Below are 20,819 nucleotides of genomic sequence, written 5' to 3'. Positions count from 1 at the left end.
GGAATCTGTTCATGATCTCTACCTTGCGACGTGGCCTGCTGGTGCTGCTGGCAGCATTGCCGCTGATGGCCAACGCGGCGGGTTCTGCGCACGATCTGGTGCAGGACACGACCAACAAGATGTTGGCTGACCTGACTGCCAACAAAGAGCAGTACAAGCAAGACCCCACCAAGTTTTACGATGCGCTCAATACCATTGTGGGGCCTGTGGTCGATGCCGAAGGCATTTCCCGCAGCATCATGACGGTCAAGTATTCGCGCAAGGCTACGCCTGCGCAGATGCAGACCTTCCAGGAAAACTTCAAGAAGGGCCTGTTCCAGTTCTATGGCAATGCCCTGCTTGAGTACAACAACCAAGGCATTACCGTCGCTCCTGCCGGGGATGAGTCGGGTGACCGCACCAGCGTCAACATGACCGTCAAAGGCAACAACGGCGCGGTTTACCCGGTTCAGTACACGCTGGAGAAGGTCAACGGCGAGTGGAAACTGCGCAACGTGATCATCAACGGCATCAACATCGGCAAGCTGTTCCGCGATCAGTTCGCTGATGCGATGCAGCGTAATGGCAATAACCTGGACAAAACCATCAATGGTTGGGCCGGTGAAGTCGCCAAAGCCAAGGAAGAAACCGACAAACAAGCCGGGAAGCCTGCGCAATGACCGAGTCGGCTGTTCGTCTTGGTGACGCCGGCGAGTTGTTCCTCAGCGGCGTGCTGGATTACCGCACCGGGCCTGAGCTGCGCAAGCAGGGCCAGGCGCTGATCAACAGCAGCAACGCGCCTGCGCTGGTGCTCGATTGCTCGGCGGTTACCAAATCCAGCAGTGTTGGTCTTTCGTTGTTGCTGTGCTTCATGCGTGATGCGCAAGCGGTCAAAAAGCCGGTCAGCATCCGCGCACTGCCCGAAGACATGCGTGAAATCGCTCAGGTTTCCGGTATTACCGAGCTGTTGGCGCATCCTTAATACACATTATTAAAGAAGCCCCCCGTCAGAGTCCTGCTATGCGGGGTTCGCAGGCGCGGGGCTTTTTTGTATGATGTGCGACCCGTGCGCACTGGGCGCCGATAGAGGTTGAGCATGCAGGCCCTAGAAGTTAAAAGCTTCCTTGAAGGAAAGCTGCCGGAAACGATCGTAGAAGTTGAAGGCGAAGGCTGCAATTTCCAGCTGAACGTGATTAGCGATGAACTGGCAAATTTAAGCCCGGTCAAGCGTCAACAGCAGATCTATGCCCATTTGAACCCGTGGATCACCGATGGCAGCATCCACGCGGTTACTATGAAATTTTTCAGCCGCGCGGCCTGGGCCGAGCGTACCTGAGCCCCCAAGGCGTCGAGATTCTTATGGATAAATTGATTATTACCGGTGGTGCCCGCCTTGATGGCGAGATCCGCATTTCCGGTGCAAAAAACTCCGCCTTGCCGATCCTGGCAGCGACCCTGCTGTGTGATGGCCCGGTAACCGTGGCCAACTTGCCGCACCTGCACGACATCACCACCATGATCGAGTTGTTCGGTCGCATGGGCATTGAGCCGGTGATCGACGAGAAGTTGTCTGTCGAAATCGACCCGCGCACCATCAAGACCCTGATCGCTCCGTACGAACTGGTGAAAACCATGCGTGCCTCGATCCTGGTGCTGGGCCCGATGGTTGCCCGTTTCGGCGAAGCTGAAGTAGCACTGCCTGGCGGTTGCGCCATTGGCTCGCGGCCTGTCGACCTGCACATCCGTGGCCTTGAAGCCATGGGCGCGGTCATCGATGTCGAAGGCGGCTACATCAAGGCCAAGGCGCCGGAAGGCGGTTTGCGCGGTGCCAACTTCTTCTTTGATACCGTCAGCGTTACCGGTACCGAGAACATCATGATGGCTGCCGCCCTGGCGAACGGTCGCAGCGTGCTGCAAAACGCTGCGCGCGAGCCTGAAGTGGTCGACCTGGCCAACTTCCTGATCGCCATGGGTGCCAACATCACCGGCGCCGGCACTGACACCATCACTATCGACGGTGTGAAGCGTCTGCACTCGGCCACCTACAAAGTGATGCCGGACCGCATCGAGACCGGCACCTATCTGGTTGCCGCCGCCGTTACCGGTGGCCGCGTCAAGGTCAAGGACACCGATCCGACCATCCTGGAAGCCGTGCTGGAAAAACTCAAGGAAGCCGGTGCTGAAATCACTACCGGTGAGGACTGGATCGAGCTGAACATGCACGGCAAGCGGCCAAAAGCCGTCAACGTGCGCACGGCTCCGTACCCGGCGTTCCCGACCGACATGCAGGCGCAGTTCATTTCCTTGAACGCGATTGCAGAAGGCACAGGCGCCGTGATCGAGACCATCTTCGAAAACCGCTTCATGCACGTGTATGAACTGCACCGCATGGGCGCCAAGATCCAGGTCGAAGGCAACACTGCCATCGTTACCGGCATCGACAAGCTCAAGGGCGCGCCAGTCATGGCAACCGACCTGCGTGCTTCGGCCAGCCTGGTGATTTCGGCGCTGTGCGCCGACGGCGATACCCTGATCGACCGCATCTACCACATCGACCGTGGTTACGAGTGCATCGAAGAAAAGCTGCAGATGCTCGGCGCTAAAATCCGCCGCGTACCGGGCTAGTTCCTGAAGCAGCAAACACCGCCACTGGGCTGTGTTTGCTGTTAGCTGAATTTGTTTCAAATCGAGGCTGTAATGGCCTCGATCTGTGTCTGGCGCCGCTTGCGACCGGACAGCAATAGCCTGATGAAGGACTGACGTTTCCCATGTTGACCATCGCACTGTCCAAGGGCCGCATCCTTGACGACACTTTGCCGCTTCTGGCTGAAGCGGGCATCGTGCCAACCGAGAATCCGGACAAGAGCCGCAAGCTGATCATCCCCACGACCCAGGACGATGTGCGCCTGTTGATCGTGCGGGCTACCGACGTGCCAACCTACGTTGAACATGGCGCTGCCGACCTCGGTGTTGCCGGTAAAGACGTGCTGATGGAATACGGTGGCCAGGGCCTGTACGAGCCCTTGGACCTGCGTATTGCCCTGTGCAAGCTGATGACCGCCGGCCGTGTCGGTGACGTCGAGCCTAAAGGCCGCCTGCGCGTGGCCACCAAGTTCGTCAACGTCGCCAAACGCTATTACGCTGAGCAAGGCCGTCAGGTCGACATCATCAAGCTCTACGGCTCGATGGAGCTGGCGCCGCTGATCGGCCTGGCCGACAAAATCATCGACGTGGTCGACACCGGCAACACCCTGCGTGCCAACGGCCTCGAACCTCAGGATTTCATTGCCGACATCAGTTCCCGCCTGATCGTCAACAAAGCATCGATGAAGATGCAGCACGCCCGTATCCAGGCGTTGATCGACACCCTGCGCAAGGCAGTGGAGTCTCGACACCGCGGTTGACTCACCCGCGCGGCCTTAGGTCGCGCCCGTCTATCCGCCTCATAGCCAGAATTCTCAGGTGCCCAAGCGGAAATGACTGCTAGTTTAGGGCGCCTGAGTTTTTGCCAATTCTATTGAGGCCCTCGCTATGACCACGTCCACTGCAATTGCCCGACTCAACGCTGCCGACCCGGATTTCGCCCATCATCTGGATCATCTGCTGAGCTGGGAAAGCGTGTCCGACGACTCGGTCAACCAGCGAGTGCTCGACATCATCAAGGCCGTGCGCGAGCGCGGTGATGCGGCGCTGGTGGATTTCACCCGTCAGTTCGATGGTCTGGACGTGAAGTCCATGGCCGACCTGATCCTGCCCCGCGAACGCCTGGAACTGGCGCTGACACGCATCACTGCACCCCAGCGTGAAGCCCTGGAAGTGGCGGCGGCGCGGGTGCGCAGCTACCACGAAAAACAGAAACAGGATTCCTGGAGCTACACCGAAGCCGATGGCACCGTGCTGGGCCAAAAGGTCACGCCGCTGGATCGCGCCGGCCTGTACGTGCCGGGCGGTAAAGCTTCGTATCCGTCATCGGTGCTGATGAACGCCATCCCAGCCAAAGTGGCAGGCGTGACCGAAGTGGTCATGGTCGTGCCGACCCCGCGTGGTGAAATCAACGAGCTGGTACTGGCCGCTGCCTGCATCGCCGGAGTCGACCGCGTGTTCACCATCGGTGGTGCGCAAGCCGTTGCGGCCCTGGCCTATGGCACCGAAAGCGTGCCGAAGGTCGACAAGGTGGTTGGCCCTGGCAACATCTATGTCGCCACCGCCAAGCGCCACGTGTTTGGCCAGGTCGGTATCGACATGATCGCCGGCCCATCGGAAATCCTCGTGGTATGCGATGGCCAGACCGACCCGGACTGGATCGCCATGGACCTGTTTTCCCAGGCCGAACACGACGAAGACGCCCAAGCGATTCTGGTCAGCCCCGACGCCGAGTTCCTCGACAAGGTCGCCGCCAGCATCGACAAGCTGCTTCCGACCATGGACCGCGCCGAGATCATCGAGAAGTCGATCAATGGCCGTGGTGCATTGATTCTGGTGCGCGACATGGAGCAAGCCATCGAAGTGGCCAACCGCATTGCGCCGGAGCACTTGGAGTTGTCCGTAGCTGACCCACAAGCCTGGCTGCCATCGATCCGCCACGCCGGTGCGATCTTCATGGGCCGCCACACCAGCGAAGCCCTGGGCGACTACTGCGCCGGCCCCAACCACGTGTTGCCGACGTCCGGCACCGCGCGTTTCTCGTCGCCGCTGGGGGTGTATGACTTCCAGAAGCGTTCGTCGATTATCTTCTGCTCGCCACAAGGCGCCTCTCAACTGGGCAAGACTGCCTCGGTGCTGGCCCGTGGTGAATCGCTGAGTGCCCATGCACGCAGCGCCGAATATCGCATCCTTGAACAGGGGAAATGAGGCATGAGCAAATTCTGGAGCCCCTTCGTCAAGGACCTCGTGCCTTACGTGCCCGGTGAACAACCGAAGCTGACCAAACTGGTCAAGCTCAACACCAATGAAAACCCCTACGGCCCATCGCCCAAGGCGCTGGCGGCGATGCAGGCCGAGTTGAACGACAACCTGCGTTTGTACCCGGACCCCAACAGCGATCTGCTCAAGCAGGCCGTGGCCAAGTATTACGGCGTTGACGCCGGCAAAGTGTTCCTCGGCAACGGCTCCGACGAAGTGCTGGCGCACATCTTTCACGGTTTGTTCCAGCACGACTTGCCGCTGCTGTTCCCGGACATCAGCTACAGCTTCTACCCGGTGTACTGCGGCCTCTATGGGATCAAATCTGATCCGGTGCCGCTGGACGAGCAATTCCAGATCCGCGTGGCCGACTACGCCAAGCCCAACGGCGGGATCATCTTCCCCAACCCGAACGCGCCGACCGGCTGCGTGCTGGCGCTGGATGCAGTGGAACAGATCCTCAAGGCCAGCCCGGATTCAGTGGTGGTGGTGGATGAGGCCTATATCGACTTCGGCGGCGAAACCGCCATCAGCCTGGTGGATCGTTACCCGAACCTGCTGGTGACCCAGACCCTGTCCAAATCGCGCTCACTGGCCGGTTTGCGTGTGGGCCTGGCCGTGGGCCACCCGGACCTGATCGAGGCGCTGGAGCGGGTCAAGAACAGCTTCAATTCCTACCCGCTGGATCGCCTGGCGATTGTCGGGGCGGCGGCGGCGTTCGACGACCGTGAGTACTTCGAGAAGACCTGCCAATTGGTGATCGACAGCCGCAACAAGGTGGTCGCGCAACTGGAGGGCAAGGGGTTTGAAGTGTTGCCGTCAGCGGCCAACTTCATCTTTGCCCGCCACCCACGCCACGACGCTGCGGGCCTGGCAGCCAAGCTGCGTGAGCAAGGGGTGATTGTGCGGCACTTCAAGCAGGAGCGGATTGCCCAGTTCCTGCGGATCAGCATCGGTACGCCGGAGCAGAACCAGGCGCTGATTGATGGCCTCGGTGAGCTCTAAGCCACACTGAAGATAAAAAATGTGGGAGCGGGCTTGCTCGCGAATGCGGTGTATCAGTCACATGTTTATCGACTGACACTCCGCATTCGCGAGCAAGCCCGCTCCCACATTGGGTTTTGCGGTGCTAATCAGATCAACGGTTCATCCGGCTTCTTGTTCTTCCAGCCGTCATTGCCCGGCAGCAGCAGGTTCAAACCAATCGCTACCACCGCACACAGGGCGATGCCCTTGAGGCCGAAGTCATCCGGGCCAGTGCCGGTGCCGACCAGTACACCGCCAATGCCGAACACCAGGGTCACCGACACAATCACCAGATTGCGCGCTTCGCCCAGGTCGATCTTGTGGCGGATCAGCGTGTTCATGCCCACCGCCGCAATCGAGCCGAACAGCAGGCACAGAATCCCGCCCATCACCGGTACCGGGATGCTTTGCAGCAACGCGCCGAACTTGCCGATAAACGCCAAGCTGATGGCAAACACTGCCGCCCAGGTCATGATTTTCGGGTTGTAGTTCTTGGTCAGCATCACGGCGCCAGTCACTTCGGCGTAAGTGGTGTTTGGCGGGCCGCCGAACATACCGGCAGCGGTGGTGGCAATCCCGTCACCCAGCAGGGTGCGGTGCAGGCCAGGCTTCTTCAGGTAGTCGCGACCGGTCACACTGCCTACCGCAATCACACCGCCGATATGCTCGATCGCCGGGGCCAGGGCCACCGGGACGATAAACAGGATGGCCTGCCAGTTGAACTCCGGCGCAGTGAAGTGGGGCAGGGCGAACCACGGCGCGGCGGCGATCTTCGCCGTGTCGACCACGCCAAAGTAGAACGACATGGCAAAACCCACCAGCACGCCGGAGATAATCGGCACCAGGCGGAAAATGCCTTTGCCGAATACCGCGACGATCAGGGTGGTCAGCAGCGCCGGCATCGAAATCAGCATTGCTGTCTGGTAGTGGATCAGCTCACTGCCATCCCCGGCTTTGCCCATCGCCATGTTGGCGGCAATCGGCGCCATGGCCAGGCCAATCGAGATGATCACCGGGCCAATCACCACCGGCGGCAGCAGGCGGTCGATGAACCCAGTGCCTTTGACCTTCACGGCCAGGCCCAAAAAGGTATAAACGAAACCGGCCGCCATCACCCCGCCCATGGTCGCCGCGAGGCCGAACTGGCCCTTGGCGAGAATGATCGGGGTGATAAACGCAAAGCTCGATGCCAGGAATACCGGCACCTGTCGCCCTGTCACCACCTGGAACAGCAACGTGCCCAGGCCTGCGGTGAACAGTGCGACGTTTGGATCAAGACCTGTGATCAGCGGCATCAACACCAGCGCGCCAAATGCTACAAAAAGCATCTGTGCGCCAGACAGGATCTGGCGCCAAAGCGGGTCGTTGAAATCATCCTGCATGCTTACGCGTCCTTCTGCTTGGTGCCGAAGATCTTGTCACCGGCATCGCCCAGGCCTGGGATGATGTAGCCATGTTCGTTCAAGCGCTCGTCAATGGAGGCGGTGTAGATCTGCACGTCCGGGTGCGCCTTTTCGACAGCGGCGATACCTTCGGGGGCAGCCACCAGCACCATGGCGCGGATGTCCTTGCAGCCGGCTTTTTTCAGCAGGTCGATGGTGGCAACCATGGAACTGCCGGTGGCGAGCATCGGGTCGATGATCATTGCCAGGCGCTCGTTGATTTCCGGGACGAGTTTTTCCAGGTAGGTGTGGGCCTGCAAGGTTTCTTCATTGCGGGCCACGCCCACGGCGCTGACTTTGGCGCCCGGGATCAGGCTGAGCACGCCTTCGAGCATGCCGATACCGGCGCGCAGGATAGGCACTACGGTGATTTTCTTACCGGCGATTTTCTCAACTTGTACGGGACCGGCCCAACCGGGGATCTCGTAGGTTTCCAGCGGCAAATCCTTGGTCGCTTCATAAGTCAGCAGCGCTCCGACTTCCTGAGCAAGCTCACGGAAATTCTTCGTGCTAATGTCGGCACGGCGCATAAGGCCGAGTTTGTGTCGGATCAGCGGGTGGCGGATCTCGCGAGTGGGCATGGGAAAGGCTCCGGCGGCGGGCAAAAAAACCGGCCTAGATTAATCTATCCGAGGGTGTTGTCCTATAGACATCTAGTACGTTAGTCCATTAAGGCTTGATCGTTGCGCCTCACATGCGTACCTTTGCCCGCTTTTCTTGCCACAGCACCCCCTTGGAGAGCGCCATGTCCGCTGATCTCGAGCATATCCGTCAAATCATGCGCGAGGCTGACTGCCTGTACACCGAAGCGCAAGTCGAAGAAGCGATCGCCAAGGTCGGCGCACACATCAGCCGCGAAATGGCCGACACCAACCCGGTGGTCTTCTGCGTGATGAACGGCGGCCTGATTTTCGCCGGCAAATTGCTGACTCATTTGCAATTCCCGCTGGAAGCCTCCTACCTGCACGCCACCCGTTATCGCAACGAGACCAGCGGCGGCGACCTGTTCTGGAAAGCCAAACCGGAAGTGTCGTTCATCGACCGCGACGTGCTGATCATCGACGACATCCTCGATGAAGGTCACACCCTGGGCGCGATCATCGACTTCTGCAAACACGCCGGCGCGCGCAAAGTACACACCGCTGTGCTGATCGACAAAGACCACGATCGCAAAGCCCGCCCGGACCTCAAAGCCGATTACGTCGGCCTGCCGTGCATCGACCGTTACATTTTCGGCTACGGCATGGACTACAAAGGCTACTGGCGTAACGCCAATGGCATCTACGCGGTTAAAGGGATGTAAACCATGGCGCGCTTTCTTGATCAGACGCTCTTCGCGCAATTGGCCGAGAAAGCGGCCGCCAGCCCTCGCGGCCGGCACCATCACAACTTCCATCAGATGGAAGAACCCTGCCATCGCCTGGCCGTCGGCCTGCAACCCGACACCTATGTGCCGCCGCATCGGCACCTGAGTGCCGACAAGGCGGAAACCCTGCTGGTGCTCAAGGGCAGCCTCGGCTTGCTGGTGTTCAACGACACCGGCGAGGTGATTGCCAAACGCATTCTGCAGGCGGGCGGCGAGTGCGCAGGCGTCGATCTGCCGCCAGGCGTGTTTCATGGCCTGGTGGTGCTGGAACCCGACAGCGTGATGTTTGAATGCAAGGCCGGGCCGTATCGCCCGATAGGCGAGGGCGAGTCACCCGACTGGGCGCCCCGCGAAGGCGAGGCCGGTGTGGCCGAGTATCAGCGCTGGATGCTCGCCCAGTTCGATTGAGCTACAGTGCTCGGCCATCTGCTACGGAGCGGCCCATGAGCCTGTTGACACGCACCTGCGCCGCCCTGGCGTTGACCCTCAGTTTGCCACTGGTTGCCGCGCCCGCGCCGATGCACAGCCAGTTCCTGCCACCCGATGACCAGACCCTGCGCGCCGAGACGCCCGACCAGCAGCAACTGCTGCAAATCACCGAATATGCGGTGGTGGTGGGTAATCAGCGGCAGTCAACGCAACAACCGATCCCGGTGACCTCGCCGTTGATGATCCGCCTCAAGGGCAAATCCTTGAACAAAGGCGCGACCATCGCTCAGGTGGTGCTCAATTTCGACGCCGAAAGCAAAAGCCTGAAAAAGCCAGTGTTCGATGACGCCAGCAAAACCCTGACCCTGTCCTATCCGGTTGCCCAGTATCGCGTGATTGTCGACCTGCTGCGCAATGACACGGTGTATGTACAGTTCCTCAGTTATGCCAACGGGCATATCTGGGCGGATCTGCATACCGGTGCCGTACGCGCAAAGTAATTGAGCCGAATGCATTCAAGGTGGGAGCTGGCTTGCCTGCGATAGCGGTGGGTCAGTTGGCCCAACTGTCACTGATGCACCGCCATCGCAGGCAAGCCAGCTCCCACATGCGTGTTTGGTTGTTTTCGAAGGTGGTGTCTGGCAGGTAGACTTCCTCTCCCGTGTAAATGTCTGCAGGCTGGAGTCGGTAATGCGTAAAGATAAGAAACAGGTGATTGGTGACGAGATCGGCGACGACCAGATCAAGTTGTTCCTGGATTTTGAGCCAATTGACGCCACTTCACCGTCCCTGCACAAGCTGATCAAGGCCTACCGTGGCCTGCGTATCGACGATTTCGAGCGCTTCCTGGGCTTTTTCAAGGAAGCAGGCCTGGACCTGGACGGCAAGGACGAGCATGGCCAGACCTTCGTCGAGCTGATCAAGGACCAGCGCAACGCACCTGAGTACATCGAGCTGATCAAAAACGCTCGCGGCTGATTATCCCGGCCACAAAAAAACGCCCCTCGGGGCGTTTGATCGTTCCCACGCTCCGCGTGGGAATGCCTCCACTGACGCTGCGCGTCAAGACCTCAAGCGAAGCTCTCAGCCTCGTTGCTTTGCTCAACCAGCTCCAGGCTGATGTTGTTCTGCGCATTGATCTTGCGATACAGCTCGGCATCCGTCTCCAGCACTTTTTCCCGGGCCGGGAAGATCTCGTGCAGCTTGGCCGCCCACTCACCGGCAGCCTTGGCCGGGAAGCAGCGCTCGATCAGTTCCAGCATGATCGAAACCGTCACCGAAGCACCTGGGGACGCGCCCAGCAGGGCTGCCAGCGAGCCGTCTTTAGCCGCGACCAGCTCGGTGCCAAATTGCAGCACGCCGCCTTTTTTCGGGTCTTTCTTGATGATCTGCACCCGTTGGCCGGCCACTTCCAGGCGCCAGTCTTCGGCTTTGGCTTCAGGATAGAAGCGGCGCAGGGATTCCAGGCGCTGCTCCATGGACTGCATCACTTCGCTGACCAGGTACTTGGTCAGGTCCATGTTGTCGCGCGCGACCGCCAGCATCGGGCCGATATTGCCGGCGCGAACCGACAGCGGCAGGTCGAGGAACGAGCCGTGCTTGAGGAACTTAGTGGTAAAACCGGCGTACGGCCCGAACAACAGGGATTTTTTGCCATCGACCACGCGGGTGTCCAGGTGCGGCACCGACATCGGCGGCGAGCCCACGGCGGCCTGGCTGTAGACCTTGGCCTGGTGGTGCTTGACCACTTCCGGGTTGTCGCAACGCAGCCACTGGCCACTGACCGGGAAACCGCCGAAGCCTTTGCTTTCTTCAATGCCCGAGGCTTGCAGCAGCGGCAGGGCCGCGCCACCGGCACCGAGGAACACGAACTTGGCGTCCACATCACGGCTGTTGCCGCTGTTGACGTCCTTGATGCTCACGGTCCAGCCCACGCCGTTGCGCTTGAGGCCGGTAACGCGCTTGCTGTACTTGACCTGGGCATCCGGTGCGCTGGTCAGGTGCGACAGCAGTTGGTTGGTCAGGGCGCCGAAGTTGACGTCGGTGCCGTTCATCACGCGGGTGGCGGCGATTTTTTCGTCGAGCGGGCGGCCCGGCATCATCAGCGGCATCCACTCGGCCATCTCATTGCGGTCTTCGGTGTAATGCATGTCCGAGAACGCATGGTGCTGGCTGAGGGTTTCAAAGCGTTTCTTGAGGAAGGACACGCCTTTGTCGCCCTGCACGAAGCTCAGGTGCGGCACCGGGCTGATAAAGGACTTGGACGAGCCAAAGGTGCCCTTTTTGGTCAGGTACGCCCAGAACTGCTTCGACACCTCGAATTGGGTGTTGATGTGCACGGCTTTCTTGATGTCGATGGAACCATCGGCGGCCTGCGGTGTGTAGTTCAGCTCGCACAGCCCGGCGTGGCCGGTGCCGGCGTTGTTCCACGGGTTGGAACTCTCCGCGGCACCCGAATCCATCAGCTCAACGACTTCCAGCTTGAGGCCGGGGTCGAGCTCTTTGAGCAATACGGCCAGGGTGGCACTCATGATGCCGGCCCCTACCAGTACTACGTCGACTGCTTCGTTATGCGCCATTTAACGCGTCTCCAAAATCTGCAGCACCAAATTGACGGCATGGCTGCCAGGAGTGACGGGGCGGTTCACGTGTTGCCCCAGGTTACCCATGGCCAGGATCGCCATGTCCGTTTCGCAATTCTTTGCAACTTCAGCACACGCTTCCTGCCGGGCTAATCTGCCTATGAACGCATTCATGGGCGCCTGAGGCAATTCGACTTATGGTCAAAGCGTGTGATTCGTGCAATCAATCCGTAGCGGACAGGCTCAAGCTCCGGTGTTTGAGGAGTACTCGGTCCTGTGTGGTTGGGCTGTTCCAGACGCTGATGGTGCTTGTACAAACGCCAAACTATTCATTTGCTCGCCACACTCTTGTGAAGTTGTGAAAACCCGTTTTTTCACGCTCTTTTGAAGACGTGAACCTCAAAAAAGGGCTGCCCCAGCCTGGCACCTGGCCCGTAAACCTCTGCCGACACGCGGCAAAACGGGCAAACAACTCAAGTGGCCGAGCGCAATGGCAGCTCTGGCAGATTCGGTAAAGAGAGGTGGTTTGCAAAGAAAACAGCAAGCGCGCCAGCTTCACTCGATCTGTGTGGGCGGCTCTCTGTGGGCGATTGGGGGGTTAATACCGAGGCATTAACGATGCTGCGAGGCCCGATCAGGAGACGTCCTTATAATCGGGGGGAGATTGTAGCGAAGAACGTCAGGGAAATGGGCGTGTTTTGTGACTTTTATTAGGGCGTTCAGGAAGCCAGTGCATGCCGCGAGTGCGTGTGCACAACCTGCGGGCTGATTCGGGCACTCATTGGCAGTGGGCGGTGCATCCAGCCCAGGTGGGGCTCCGAGACTTCCACCCAGCCGTCGCCCACGGGTGGCAGGCTGCACTGCTTGAACGCCACGCAATGGCCATTGGCATCAAGCCGTGCGTAGTGGCGATGGCGGGGCTGGGACATGAACAATGATTTAAGAAGGCGCATGGCTTTGTACCTGTTACGTTACATGCTTGAAGGTTGCCAGTGTGCCATGACAGTGGAGTGACGAAATTATGCGAAATTGTAATTTGAGCAAGCCTTCAGCTGACGTTCAGGATGGCTGGTGAGAGGCCCGCGTGCGCCGTTATACTGGCGGCCTGTTTGCACCTAGTCCTGGAGAAATGAGTATGTTGCAACGCCTGTTGTTTGGTTTGATCACTGTGACCAGTCTTACCCTGGTTGGCTGCGCCAACAGCCCGCAACAACTCAGCCCGCAACCTAAAGTCACGGCGCAACTGGCGCCTGTCGGCCATGGCCAGCCGGTGTCGGTGCGCGTGGTAGATGGTCGTCCTTCGCCCACCCTGGGCTCCCGTGGTGGCTTGTACCCTGAGACTGCGCTGATTTCGGTACAAGGTCAGGACGTGCTGCCCAAGCTGCAAGCCCAGGCTGAAGCCGCCGTGCGTTTGCTGGGCTTCACCCCGGCCAACTCGCCGGGCGCGCCGCAGTTGACCATCACCCTGGCTGAGCTGAAGTACCAGTCGCCCAAAGAAGGCCTGTATGTGACGGAAGCCTCCATCGGCGCAACCTTCAAGTCCGACGTCAGCGCCGGCACACGCCGCTACAGTGGGCGCTACGGCGCGTCCCTGAACCAGCGCTTCGGCATGTCGCCGAACCAGGAAACCAACACCAAGCTGGTCAGCGACGTGTTGAGCGATGCCCTGACGCGCTTGTTCAAAGACCCGAGCATCGGTTCGCTTCTCAGCGCACAGTAACCTTCGGGCGGGCGCGGAGCGCCCCGATCGCCGTTACCACGTAGAGCGTGGGAACGATCACCGGGCTCAGCAATGAGCCCGGTTTTTTTATGCCTGTAGCCTTCATGCAGCCGTTTCGACATAAAAGTCCAGCACACTCACGCCAGTGAGCAGGTCCAGCTCCGGCAGGTCGGCATGCTGGTGCCCGCCGAGGGCGCAATACACCAGCCAGTGACGGTCCTGAACGTTGAACGCAAGGCCGCCGACCAGCGCTTCCTGCTCATCGTTCTGGGCGATCAGGTACAGCCGATCCTGGTTTTGTGCGTGCAGCATGACAAGCTCCCAAGCGTTCGAAGGGCAACAGAGTGGCTTGTTAAGGTGACGTTCAGGTGACGCTGTAAATTACTGGATACATTAACCGTACATGGGGGACGGAACGTTTCAGCGGCAGGAGGCCAATATCATTCAGGTTTGTATCTGAATTGATACCAAGACACTCGTCTACCGAGGTTTGCGATGGCGCTGTCCGCACTGCTGATCAATGCTGTGGCTTTATTGGTGGCCTGCCCGGGTGCAGCGCTGCTGTTCATTACCCGCCTGCGCGAGCAGCGAGCGCTGGCCGACCTCACCGCCCAAAGCGAAGATCGCGCAATCGACCAACCAATGTTGTTTCTGGATGTGCGTACCGAACGGTCGCATCGCCTGGCTTACCGCGTCGGGTTTGCCTGCCTGGCTCTGGCGCTGTCCGTCTCATGGCTCAGCACCCACCTCTAAAATCACCGCAAAACAAATGTGGGAGCGGGCTTGCTCGCGAATGCAGGGTGCCAGTCGATACATCTTTGACTGAACCACCGCTTTCGCGAGCAAGCCCGCTCCCACATTTTTTACTTCGGTGTTTACAGGGGAATCCCGGCCTTGACCCGGTATTGATTCCTCACCGGCGTCGCATACTGCGTCACCAGGTACGGCCGGTGCTCCACCGGGCACTCGTTCAAACGCCGCTCCCACTCCGCCTTGGCCTTGGCCAACTCATCGGCGGGGAACACCTCGGCTGCCGCCGGCACCTGCAATTGCGGGTCGGCGTCGCTCCACTGCGCATACGCCAGGTAATGCACCGGGAACAGGCGATAACCGCCGAGAATCTGCCGGTCCATTTCCACGGCCAGCAGCTTGGTGTCTTCAAAACGCTCGGTAATCGGCGGGGCAAAGTTCACGTGCACGCGGCCCTTGTAGCCGGTAATGCCCAGCGCAATACTCACATCGTCTTCGCCCGGTGCCTTGGTGTAGGTGCCGGTGGTCGCGCGGATATACAGCTCGCGGGCCTTGGCACTGTCGCACGGGTCGTATTCATAGCTGATCGACACCGGCGTCAGGTTCAGCGACTGGATCACCTCGGCAAACGGCTCGTCCTTGCGGCTGACGTGGAACATCTTGAGGATCGCCGATTCGGTGCGATCATCGCCATCTTTGGCCCGGCCTTCGGCCTGGGCGATCCAGATCGACTGGCAGTCGTTGCGGATCGAATGGTTGATATAGGCCGACAGCAGGTTGTACGCCGCCATCTTCTCCTTTCGCCCGGTGATCGAGCGGTGCACGATGAAGCTCTTGTTCAGGCGCATCAGGTCGCTGACAAACGGCTTTTGCAGCAGGTTGTCGCCGATGGCGATGCGTGGCGTCGGCAGGCCGGCGTGGTACACGGCATAGTTGACGAAGGCCGGGTCCATCACGATGTCGCGGTGGTTGGCCAGAAACAGATAGGCGGTGCCGGACTTGAGCTGCTCGACGCCGGTATAGGTCACGCCGTCGGTCGCGCGATCAATGGTGTGATCGACGTAATACTCGACTTTGTCCTGCAGCGTGGCCACGGTGGTGACGCCGGCAAATTCACGGCGCAGTTTGCGGGCGATCATTGGCTTGAGCAGCCAGCCCAGGGCGCCGGCAAAGCGCGGGAAGCGGAAGTGGGTCAGGATGTCCAGAAAGGCCTTGTCACTGAACAGACGCGCCAGCACGGCCGGGACTTCGCTGTCGTTGTAAGGTCGGATGGTATCGAATTCGCCCATCATGCTCTCTTGTTAGAAACGGCTAGGGTAAGTAAAGGAAATATCAGGGTGCGGCCGCAATATTGGCGCTGCCGTGAATAGCCCTGTAAATAGACCGGCGATTATACGCACAAGTCACCTGGGAGACCGCGATGCTGGAAACCGAGTCGTACGATTGTCCTTATTGTGGTGAACCGGCTGAGGCGGTTCTGGACCTTTCCGGCGGTGATCAAGAATATATAGAGGACTGTCCGGTCTGTTGCCGGCCGATTATTTTCGACCTGCAAGTGCACGGCGATGAATGGATGCTGACCGTGCGCAGCGAAAACGAGTAACAGGTACACCCCATGCAGCGAATCTACGAACCGGAAAACCTGATGGAAGGCGAGCTGCTGCAACAGATGCTTGCCAGCGAAGGCATCGAGGCGCACCTGGTGGGGCGCCATTTGCTCGGTGGCACCGGCGAATTGCCGATCTTCGGCCTGTTGGGCCTGGAAGTGGACAACGACCAGGCGGCCTACGCCCGTGAATTGATAACGGCCTATAACGGCGCGCAACCCATGCCCGGCGATGAACCCGACAGCTTCCCCGACGTGTTGGTCTGTTAGGCTGTCGGTCGGTTTACCCCAAGAGTCGTGTTGCCCCATGTGTGGACGTTATGCCCTGTTTCGCTGGAACCCTTCCTTTGCTGCCTTGCCGGGCTTCCCGGCCGACCAGCAGGCCCAGTGGAATATTTCCCCGAATGATTCGGTGCTGATCCAGCGCCTGAGCGAAGGCCAGCGCACCCTGGCACGTGCGCGCTGGGGCCTTACGCCACCGTGGCTCACCGACCTTTCGTGCACGCCTGCCCATGCGCGCGCCGAGACCCTGGCCGAACAACCGATGTTTCGCGAAGCCTTGCGCCAGCGCCGTTGCCTGCTGCCAGCCAACGGGTTTTACGAATGGCGTGGCACCCAGCGCAAGCGCCCTTACTGGCTGACGCCGGGTGAAGGCTCGACGCTGTTTTTTGCGGCGATCTGGGAGGCGTATCCGGTGCAGGAGCAGGTGTGGCTGAGTACCGCGGTGGTGACCCAGGCTGCGCAGAGTCAGCGGCGGCCGTTGATTCTGGATGCGGCGGGGCAGGAGGCATGGTTGAACCCCGAGACGCCGTTGCATGTGTTGCAGGGTTTATTGGCCAGCGAGCCCGCCGCGTTGCGCGAGCGGGTGCTGGCCAATATGGTCAATGATCCGAAGTTGAATGGGCCGGAGTGTCTGACCCCAGGTTGAGGTTGGATTCGCGGTCCCCATCGCAGGCAAGCCAGCTCCCACATTTGAATGTGTGAATACATTCAAATGTGGGAGCTGGCTTGCCTGCGATAGCGGCCTTAAAACCACCGAAAATCTTAAACCTTGAACTGATTAATCAACCGCCGCTGCTGCTCCGCCAACTTGGTCAGATCCGCACTCGCCGCGCTGGACTCATCCGCACCACCCGCCACCTCATTCGCCACCTGGCCAATATTGATCACATTGCGATTGATGTCCTCGGCCACCGCGCTCTGCTCCTCGGCCGCACTAGCGATCTGCGTGTTCATGTCGTTGATCACCGACACCGCCTGGGTAATCGTCTCCAGCGCTTCGGCCGCCTTCGCCGCATGTTGCACGCTTTCGTCGGTGCGGTGCTGGCTGTCCTCCATTACTCGCACCACATCCCGCGTGCCTTGTTGCAGCTGCTGGATCATGGTCTGAATTTCTTCGGTGGCCTTCTGGGTTTTCTGCGCAAGGTTGCGCACCTCATCGGCCACCACCGCAAAACCACGCCCTTGTTCGCCGGCACGGGCCGCCTCAATGGCGGCGTTGAGTGCCAGCAGGTTGGTCTGTTCGGCAATCCCGCGAATCGCCGTGAGGATCGCGTTGATGTTCTCGCTGTCCTTGGCCAGGGTTTGCACCACGCCGACGGCCTTGCCTATTTCTTCGGCCAGCGCGCCGATGGAAGTGGAGGTGTCGCGCACAATGCGCATGCCCTGGCTCGCGGCCTGGTCGGCATGGCTGGCGGCTTGCGCGGCCTGGGTGGCATTGCGTGCCACGTCTTGCGCAGTGGCGGTCATTTCGTGCACGGCGGTGGCCACCTGGTCGATCTCGACCATTTGTTTATGCACGCCCTGATTGGTGCGAATCGCGATATCGGCGGTGTGTTCCGACGAGTCGCTGACCTTCTGCACCGAACTCACCACCTGAGTGATCATGCCCTGCAACTTGATCAGGAAGGTATTAAAGCCGTTGGCAATCGCGCCCAGCTCATCGGCGCGATCACTGGTGAGGCGGCGGGTAAGGTCGCCTTCGCCCTGGGCGATATCGTTGAGCATCGCCACCATTTGCTTGAGCGGGCGGGCAATGCCATGGCCCACCAGCCAGATCACCAGCAAACCGATACCGGCGATCAACAGGCCAACCATGGCCATGCCGAAGGTGTCGGTCTTGCGCTGGGCTTGCAGGTCGCTTTGCAGCTTTTGCGAGTCGGCCATTACCGCACTCAGCGGCAGTTGCAGCATCAAGGTCCAGCGCGCTTCGGCCTGGCCGATGTTGAAGGGCAGGAACAGCTCGATATGTCCGTGCTCCTTGTCGATGTCGTAGCGCACTTCGCCGACTTTCAATTGGCTCAGGTTGGCCAGTTCGTTGCTGTCGAGCAGGTCGCTGGCTTTTTCGCCGAGCTTGCTGGCGTCTTTGGTGTAGGCCACCAGGCGACCGTTACTGGAAATCAGCGCCAGTTCGCCAGCGCCGTTGTACAGGTTCTGGTCGGCGCGGGTGAGCATGTCCTGGATGAAGTTCACCGACAGGTCGGCGCCGACGATGCCCTGGAACGTGCCGTCGACCATGATCGGTTCGATAAACGAGGCGAGCATCACCATGGCATTCCCGACTTTATAAGGCGCCGGGTCGATGGCGCAGGGCTTCTTGCTCTCTTTGGAGCACAGGTAGTACTCACTGGCGCGCACGCCGGTGGACAGGATGTTCTGGTCGTTGACGTCGGCGAGTTTGTCCAGGCCCAGGCTGCCATCGGCGTTGCGGTACCACCACGGCAGAAAGCGGCCGTCGGCGGCCATGCCTACAATGGGGGTATTTACGTAGGCAGCGTCGTTATGGTCGATGGCATTGGGTTCCCAGCCAATGTAGGCACCGAGAATTTTCGGGTTGCGCACCACGGTTTCATGCAGCAGGTTGATCAACTGCTCACGGCCGACCTGCAACGCTGGTTCGCCCTTGGTATCTTTCATCGCCAGCAGGGCATTGGCGGTGGCCAGGCCTTTGGCGGTTACCAGTGGCGCTTCCAGTTCGCGCTGAATCAAGGTGGCCTGGGTTTGCGCCAACGCGGTGAGGCGCTGCTCGATGATCTGCTCAAATTGCGCCTGAGTGCGCTCCTGCACCAGCTCTTGGGTGCGCGCACCGGCAAACACTGCATAAAGCACCAGCACTGCGACCACACTCAGCACGATGGCCCCGGTCAGTGCGGCAACAGAAAACTGAATCGACTTGAATTTCATGGAGGCTCCAGGCGCAGGGCAGGTGGGCTGCCTTTTTGTATCGGCCATGGGCTCTGGAGGCTTAAGGCTTGGCGGGCAAAATAGTACGAGATGTCGCAAACGGACTGTTCGCCGCCGCTGTGAGTGTGTGGGATGTATCTGAAAGTTAGCGGTTACACGTCGTGTGTATCTGGCGTTGATACAAATGACCGCCTACGATACGCGCCAGGTTTTCAGGGAGAGTGTCATGAAAAAGTCATTGGCAGTAAGCGTACTCAGTGCAGCGATGCTGCTGGCAGGTTGCCAGTCAGTTAACACCACCAGCGGCGGCGCCGTGGGAGTGGAGCGCAAGCAGTACATGTTCAGCATGCTGTCGAGCCAGGAAGTCGACCAGATGTATGCCCAGTCCTACCAGCAGACGCTGGGCGAGGCGAGTGGCAAGGGCATGCTCGACAAGACCAGTGCCAACGCCAAGCGCGTGCAGGCCATCGCCAACCGCTTGATCGCCCAGGCGCCGACCTTCCGCCCGGACGCGGCGCAGTGGAAGTGGGAAGTCAACCTGATCAAAAGCGATGAGATGAACGCCAACTGCGGGCCTGGCGGCAAGATCTTCGTGTACAGCGGGTTGATCGACAAGCTCAAGCTCACCGACGACGAACTGGCTGCCGTTATGGGCCATGAAATTGCCCACGCCTTGCGTGAGCACGGGCGTGAGGCCATGTCCAAGGCGTATGGCATCCAGATGGCCAAGCAGGGCGCTGGTGCGTTGTTCGGCCTGGGCCAGGACAGCCTGGCGTTGGCCGATACCGTGGCCAACTACGGTATGACGTTGCCTAACAGCCGTGCCAATGAAAACGAAGCCGACCTGATCGGCCTGGAGCTTTCGGCCCGTGCCGGTTACAACCCGAATGCCGCGATCACCTTGTGGAACAAGATGGCCAAGGCGTCGGAAGGCGCGCCACCGGAGTTCATGAGCACTCACCCGGCGTCCGACAGCCGAATCGCCTCGTTGCAGGCGGCGATTCCTAAGGTGATGCCGCTTTATCAACAGGCCAAAAAGTCCTGATATTCCAGGATCGATCATTCCCACGCTCCGCGTGGGAATGCATCCTGTGACGCTCCGCGTCACGCAGTTAAGATCGGACGCAGAGCGCCCAGAGCGGCATTCCCACGCAGAGCGTGGGAACGATCATCGCGCGTCAGATCCAGCCGCTGCTTTGCATGGCCTTGTACACCGCCACCACCGCCAGGATGAAGAACGCCGTAGCCGCCAGTCGACGAATCAAGGTCAGCGGCAGTTTTTCCGCGGCAAAATTACCCGCCAATACCACCGGCACGTTGGCAATCAGCATGCCCAGCGTGGTGCCGATAATCACCAGCCACAACTCCGGGTACTGCGCCGCCAGCATCACCGTGGCGATCTGGGTCTTGTCACCGATTTCGGCGAGGAAGAACGCAATCAGCGTGGTCAGGAACGGCCCGAACTTGCGCGTGGTACTGGCTTCGTCATCGTCGAGTTTGTCCGGCACCAGGGTCCACAGCGCCGTGGCACAGAAGCTCGCCGCGAGGATCCAGTGCAACACCGCATCCGAGAAGAAACTGCCGAACCAGGCCCCCACGGCACCGGCGGCCGCATGGTTGGCCAGGGTCGCGGCGACAATGCCGGCGATGATCGGCCAGGGTTTGCGAAAGCGAGCGGCAAGGATGAGCGCGAGCAGTTGCGTCTTGTCGCCGATTTCGGCCAAGGCAACGATTGCGGTAGGTACGAGTAATGAATCCAGCATCAGGTAAGCTTCCAGGGGCGGGTCGACACGGCTATGACACGTACAGCCTTCCCGCCCCGGGTAAGGTGTTC

At 60.0% G+C, this 20,819-nt stretch carries 25 protein-coding genes; 17 read left to right on the top strand and 8 right to left on the bottom strand.

Going from position 1 to position 20,819, the window contains the following annotated elements; translation table 11 throughout:
* The first annotated feature begins 11 nt into the window (after positions 1 to 11).
* The 7 genes from K0H48_RS05950 (at position 12) to hisC (ending at position 5,886) form a co-directional block, all read left to right on the top strand.
* Positions 12 to 659, top strand: coding sequence for a phospholipid-binding protein MlaC (locus tag K0H48_RS05950; protein ID WP_138816826.1), 648 nt, complete (start codon positions 12 to 14; stop codon positions 657 to 659).
* On the top strand, positions 656 to 961 hold the full coding sequence (locus tag K0H48_RS05945) for a lipid asymmetry maintenance protein MlaB (protein ID WP_219266785.1): 306 nt from the start codon (positions 656 to 658) through the stop codon (positions 959 to 961). The genes K0H48_RS05950 and K0H48_RS05945 overlap by 4 nt, the downstream gene beginning before the upstream one ends.
* 114 nt (positions 962 to 1,075) lie before the next feature.
* Positions 1,076 to 1,315 carry a BolA family protein gene (locus K0H48_RS05940; RefSeq protein ID WP_219266784.1) on the top strand — a complete coding sequence of 80 codons (240 nt, stop codon included), beginning with the start codon at positions 1,076 to 1,078 and terminating at the stop codon, positions 1,313 to 1,315.
* Between the two features lie 23 nt (positions 1,316 to 1,338).
* Positions 1,339 to 2,604 carry a UDP-N-acetylglucosamine 1-carboxyvinyltransferase gene (gene murA / locus K0H48_RS05935; protein WP_017138227.1) on the top strand — a complete coding sequence of 422 codons (1,266 nt, stop codon included), beginning with the start codon at positions 1,339 to 1,341 and terminating at the stop codon, positions 2,602 to 2,604.
* 143 nt (positions 2,605 to 2,747) lie between these two features.
* Positions 2,748 to 3,383: an ATP phosphoribosyltransferase gene (hisG, locus tag K0H48_RS05930; protein WP_003188599.1), complete on the top strand. Its 636-nt coding sequence runs from the start codon at positions 2,748 to 2,750 to the stop codon at positions 3,381 to 3,383.
* A gap of 127 nt (positions 3,384 to 3,510) precedes the next feature.
* On the top strand, positions 3,511 to 4,830 hold the full coding sequence (hisD, locus tag K0H48_RS05925; protein ID WP_219266783.1) for a histidinol dehydrogenase: 1,320 nt from the start codon (positions 3,511 to 3,513) through the stop codon (positions 4,828 to 4,830).
* 3 nt (positions 4,831 to 4,833) lie between these two features.
* Positions 4,834 to 5,886: a histidinol-phosphate transaminase gene (hisC, locus tag K0H48_RS05920; protein WP_219266782.1), complete on the top strand. Its 1,053-nt coding sequence runs from the start codon at positions 4,834 to 4,836 to the stop codon at positions 5,884 to 5,886.
* A gap of 128 nt (positions 5,887 to 6,014) precedes the next feature.
* On the opposite strand, the gene K0H48_RS05915 is transcribed toward hisC, so the two are convergent.
* Entirely contained in the window at positions 6,015 to 7,289 is a 1,275-nt protein-coding gene (locus K0H48_RS05915) for a uracil-xanthine permease family protein (protein ID WP_138816822.1), read from the bottom strand.
* Between the two features lie 2 nt (positions 7,290 to 7,291).
* Complete coding sequence (gene upp, locus K0H48_RS05910) at positions 7,292 to 7,930, bottom strand: uracil phosphoribosyltransferase (protein WP_017138223.1); 639 nt, start codon at positions 7,928 to 7,930, stop codon at positions 7,292 to 7,294.
* Positions 7,931 to 8,094: 164 nt separating this feature from the next.
* Between upp and K0H48_RS05905 the strand changes: the two genes are divergently transcribed.
* The 4 genes from K0H48_RS05905 (at position 8,095) to K0H48_RS05890 (ending at position 10,122) form a co-directional block, all read left to right on the top strand.
* The gene (locus K0H48_RS05905; protein ID WP_003216150.1) at positions 8,095 to 8,652 is read left to right on the top strand and encodes a hypoxanthine-guanine phosphoribosyltransferase; all 558 of its coding nucleotides are present in this window, start codon (positions 8,095 to 8,097) and stop codon (positions 8,650 to 8,652) included.
* Positions 8,653 to 8,655: 3 nt separating this feature from the next.
* Positions 8,656 to 9,123: a WbuC family cupin fold metalloprotein gene (locus tag K0H48_RS05900; protein WP_219266781.1), complete on the top strand. Its 468-nt coding sequence runs from the start codon at positions 8,656 to 8,658 to the stop codon at positions 9,121 to 9,123.
* A 35-nt stretch (positions 9,124 to 9,158) separates the two neighbouring features.
* On the top strand, positions 9,159 to 9,644 hold the full coding sequence (locus K0H48_RS05895; RefSeq protein ID WP_219266780.1) for a hypothetical protein: 486 nt from the start codon (positions 9,159 to 9,161) through the stop codon (positions 9,642 to 9,644).
* Positions 9,645 to 9,834: 190 nt separating this feature from the next.
* On the top strand, positions 9,835 to 10,122 hold the full coding sequence (locus K0H48_RS05890; RefSeq protein ID WP_219266779.1) for a PA4642 family protein: 288 nt from the start codon (positions 9,835 to 9,837) through the stop codon (positions 10,120 to 10,122).
* 92 nt (positions 10,123 to 10,214) lie between these two features.
* Here the strand turns inward: K0H48_RS05890 and mqo are convergent, their stop codons facing one another.
* Together mqo and K0H48_RS05880 are read right to left on the bottom strand one after the other, a co-directional pair.
* Positions 10,215 to 11,723 (bottom strand): malate dehydrogenase (quinone), encoded by a 1,509-nt coding sequence (gene mqo, locus K0H48_RS05885; protein ID WP_219266778.1) that lies wholly within the window; start codon positions 11,721 to 11,723, stop codon positions 10,215 to 10,217.
* 722 nt (positions 11,724 to 12,445) lie between these two features.
* Complete coding sequence (locus K0H48_RS05880; protein ID WP_219266777.1) at positions 12,446 to 12,679, bottom strand: hypothetical protein; 234 nt, start codon at positions 12,677 to 12,679, stop codon at positions 12,446 to 12,448.
* Positions 12,680 to 12,861: 182 nt separating this feature from the next.
* Here K0H48_RS05880 and K0H48_RS05875 point away from each other — a divergent pair, with 182 nt between their 5' ends.
* A complete protein-coding gene (locus K0H48_RS05875) occupies positions 12,862 to 13,446 on the top strand; it encodes a YajG family lipoprotein (protein ID WP_138816815.1) in 585 nt (194 codons plus the stop codon).
* Positions 13,447 to 13,548: 102 nt separating this feature from the next.
* Here the strand turns inward: K0H48_RS05875 and K0H48_RS05870 are convergent, their stop codons facing one another.
* Entirely contained in the window at positions 13,549 to 13,758 is a 210-nt protein-coding gene (locus K0H48_RS05870) for a hypothetical protein (RefSeq protein ID WP_017138216.1), read from the bottom strand.
* A 183-nt stretch (positions 13,759 to 13,941) separates the two neighbouring features.
* Between K0H48_RS05870 and K0H48_RS05865 the strand changes: the two genes are divergently transcribed.
* Positions 13,942 to 14,199 carry a hypothetical protein gene (locus K0H48_RS05865; protein ID WP_219266776.1) on the top strand — a complete coding sequence of 86 codons (258 nt, stop codon included), beginning with the start codon at positions 13,942 to 13,944 and terminating at the stop codon, positions 14,197 to 14,199.
* Positions 14,200 to 14,321: 122 nt separating this feature from the next.
* Here K0H48_RS05865 and K0H48_RS05860 read toward each other — a convergent pair whose 3' ends face one another.
* Positions 14,322 to 15,485: a 1-acyl-sn-glycerol-3-phosphate acyltransferase gene (locus K0H48_RS05860; RefSeq protein ID WP_178112701.1), complete on the bottom strand. Its 1,164-nt coding sequence runs from the start codon at positions 15,483 to 15,485 to the stop codon at positions 14,322 to 14,324.
* Between the two features lie 131 nt (positions 15,486 to 15,616).
* Between K0H48_RS05860 and K0H48_RS05855 the strand changes: the two genes are divergently transcribed.
* Genes K0H48_RS05855 through K0H48_RS05845 form a run of 3 tightly spaced genes read left to right on the top strand, consistent with a single transcriptional unit; the run spans position 15,617 to position 16,730 of the window.
* Positions 15,617 to 15,799, top strand: a complete 183-nt coding sequence (locus K0H48_RS05855; RefSeq protein WP_219266775.1) for a CPXCG motif-containing cysteine-rich protein — start codon at positions 15,617 to 15,619, stop codon at positions 15,797 to 15,799.
* A gap of 12 nt (positions 15,800 to 15,811) precedes the next feature.
* A complete protein-coding gene (locus K0H48_RS05850) occupies positions 15,812 to 16,072 on the top strand; it encodes a DUF2007 domain-containing protein (RefSeq protein ID WP_017138212.1) in 261 nt (86 codons plus the stop codon).
* A 37-nt stretch (positions 16,073 to 16,109) separates the two neighbouring features.
* Entirely contained in the window at positions 16,110 to 16,730 is a 621-nt protein-coding gene (locus K0H48_RS05845) for an SOS response-associated peptidase (protein ID WP_219266774.1), read from the top strand.
* Positions 16,731 to 16,846: 116 nt separating this feature from the next.
* Here K0H48_RS05845 and K0H48_RS05840 read toward each other — a convergent pair whose 3' ends face one another.
* Positions 16,847 to 18,985: a methyl-accepting chemotaxis protein gene (locus K0H48_RS05840; RefSeq protein WP_219266773.1), complete on the bottom strand. Its 2,139-nt coding sequence runs from the start codon at positions 18,983 to 18,985 to the stop codon at positions 16,847 to 16,849.
* Positions 18,986 to 19,211: 226 nt separating this feature from the next.
* On the opposite strand from K0H48_RS05840, the gene K0H48_RS05835 reads away from it, so the two are divergent.
* On the top strand, positions 19,212 to 20,030 hold the full coding sequence (locus K0H48_RS05835; RefSeq protein WP_056859003.1) for a M48 family metallopeptidase: 819 nt from the start codon (positions 19,212 to 19,214) through the stop codon (positions 20,028 to 20,030).
* Positions 20,031 to 20,163: 133 nt separating this feature from the next.
* On the opposite strand, the gene K0H48_RS05830 is transcribed toward K0H48_RS05835, so the two are convergent.
* Positions 20,164 to 20,748, bottom strand: a complete 585-nt coding sequence (locus K0H48_RS05830) for a TMEM165/GDT1 family protein (RefSeq protein ID WP_101266603.1) — start codon at positions 20,746 to 20,748, stop codon at positions 20,164 to 20,166.
* Positions 20,749 to 20,819: the final 71 nt, after the last annotated feature.

It is taken from the genome of Pseudomonas sp. Xaverov 259 (assembly GCF_019352915.1).
Taxonomy (GTDB): domain Bacteria; phylum Pseudomonadota; class Gammaproteobacteria; order Pseudomonadales; family Pseudomonadaceae; genus Aquipseudomonas.
This window is presented reverse-complemented; position numbering and strand designations above follow the sequence as displayed.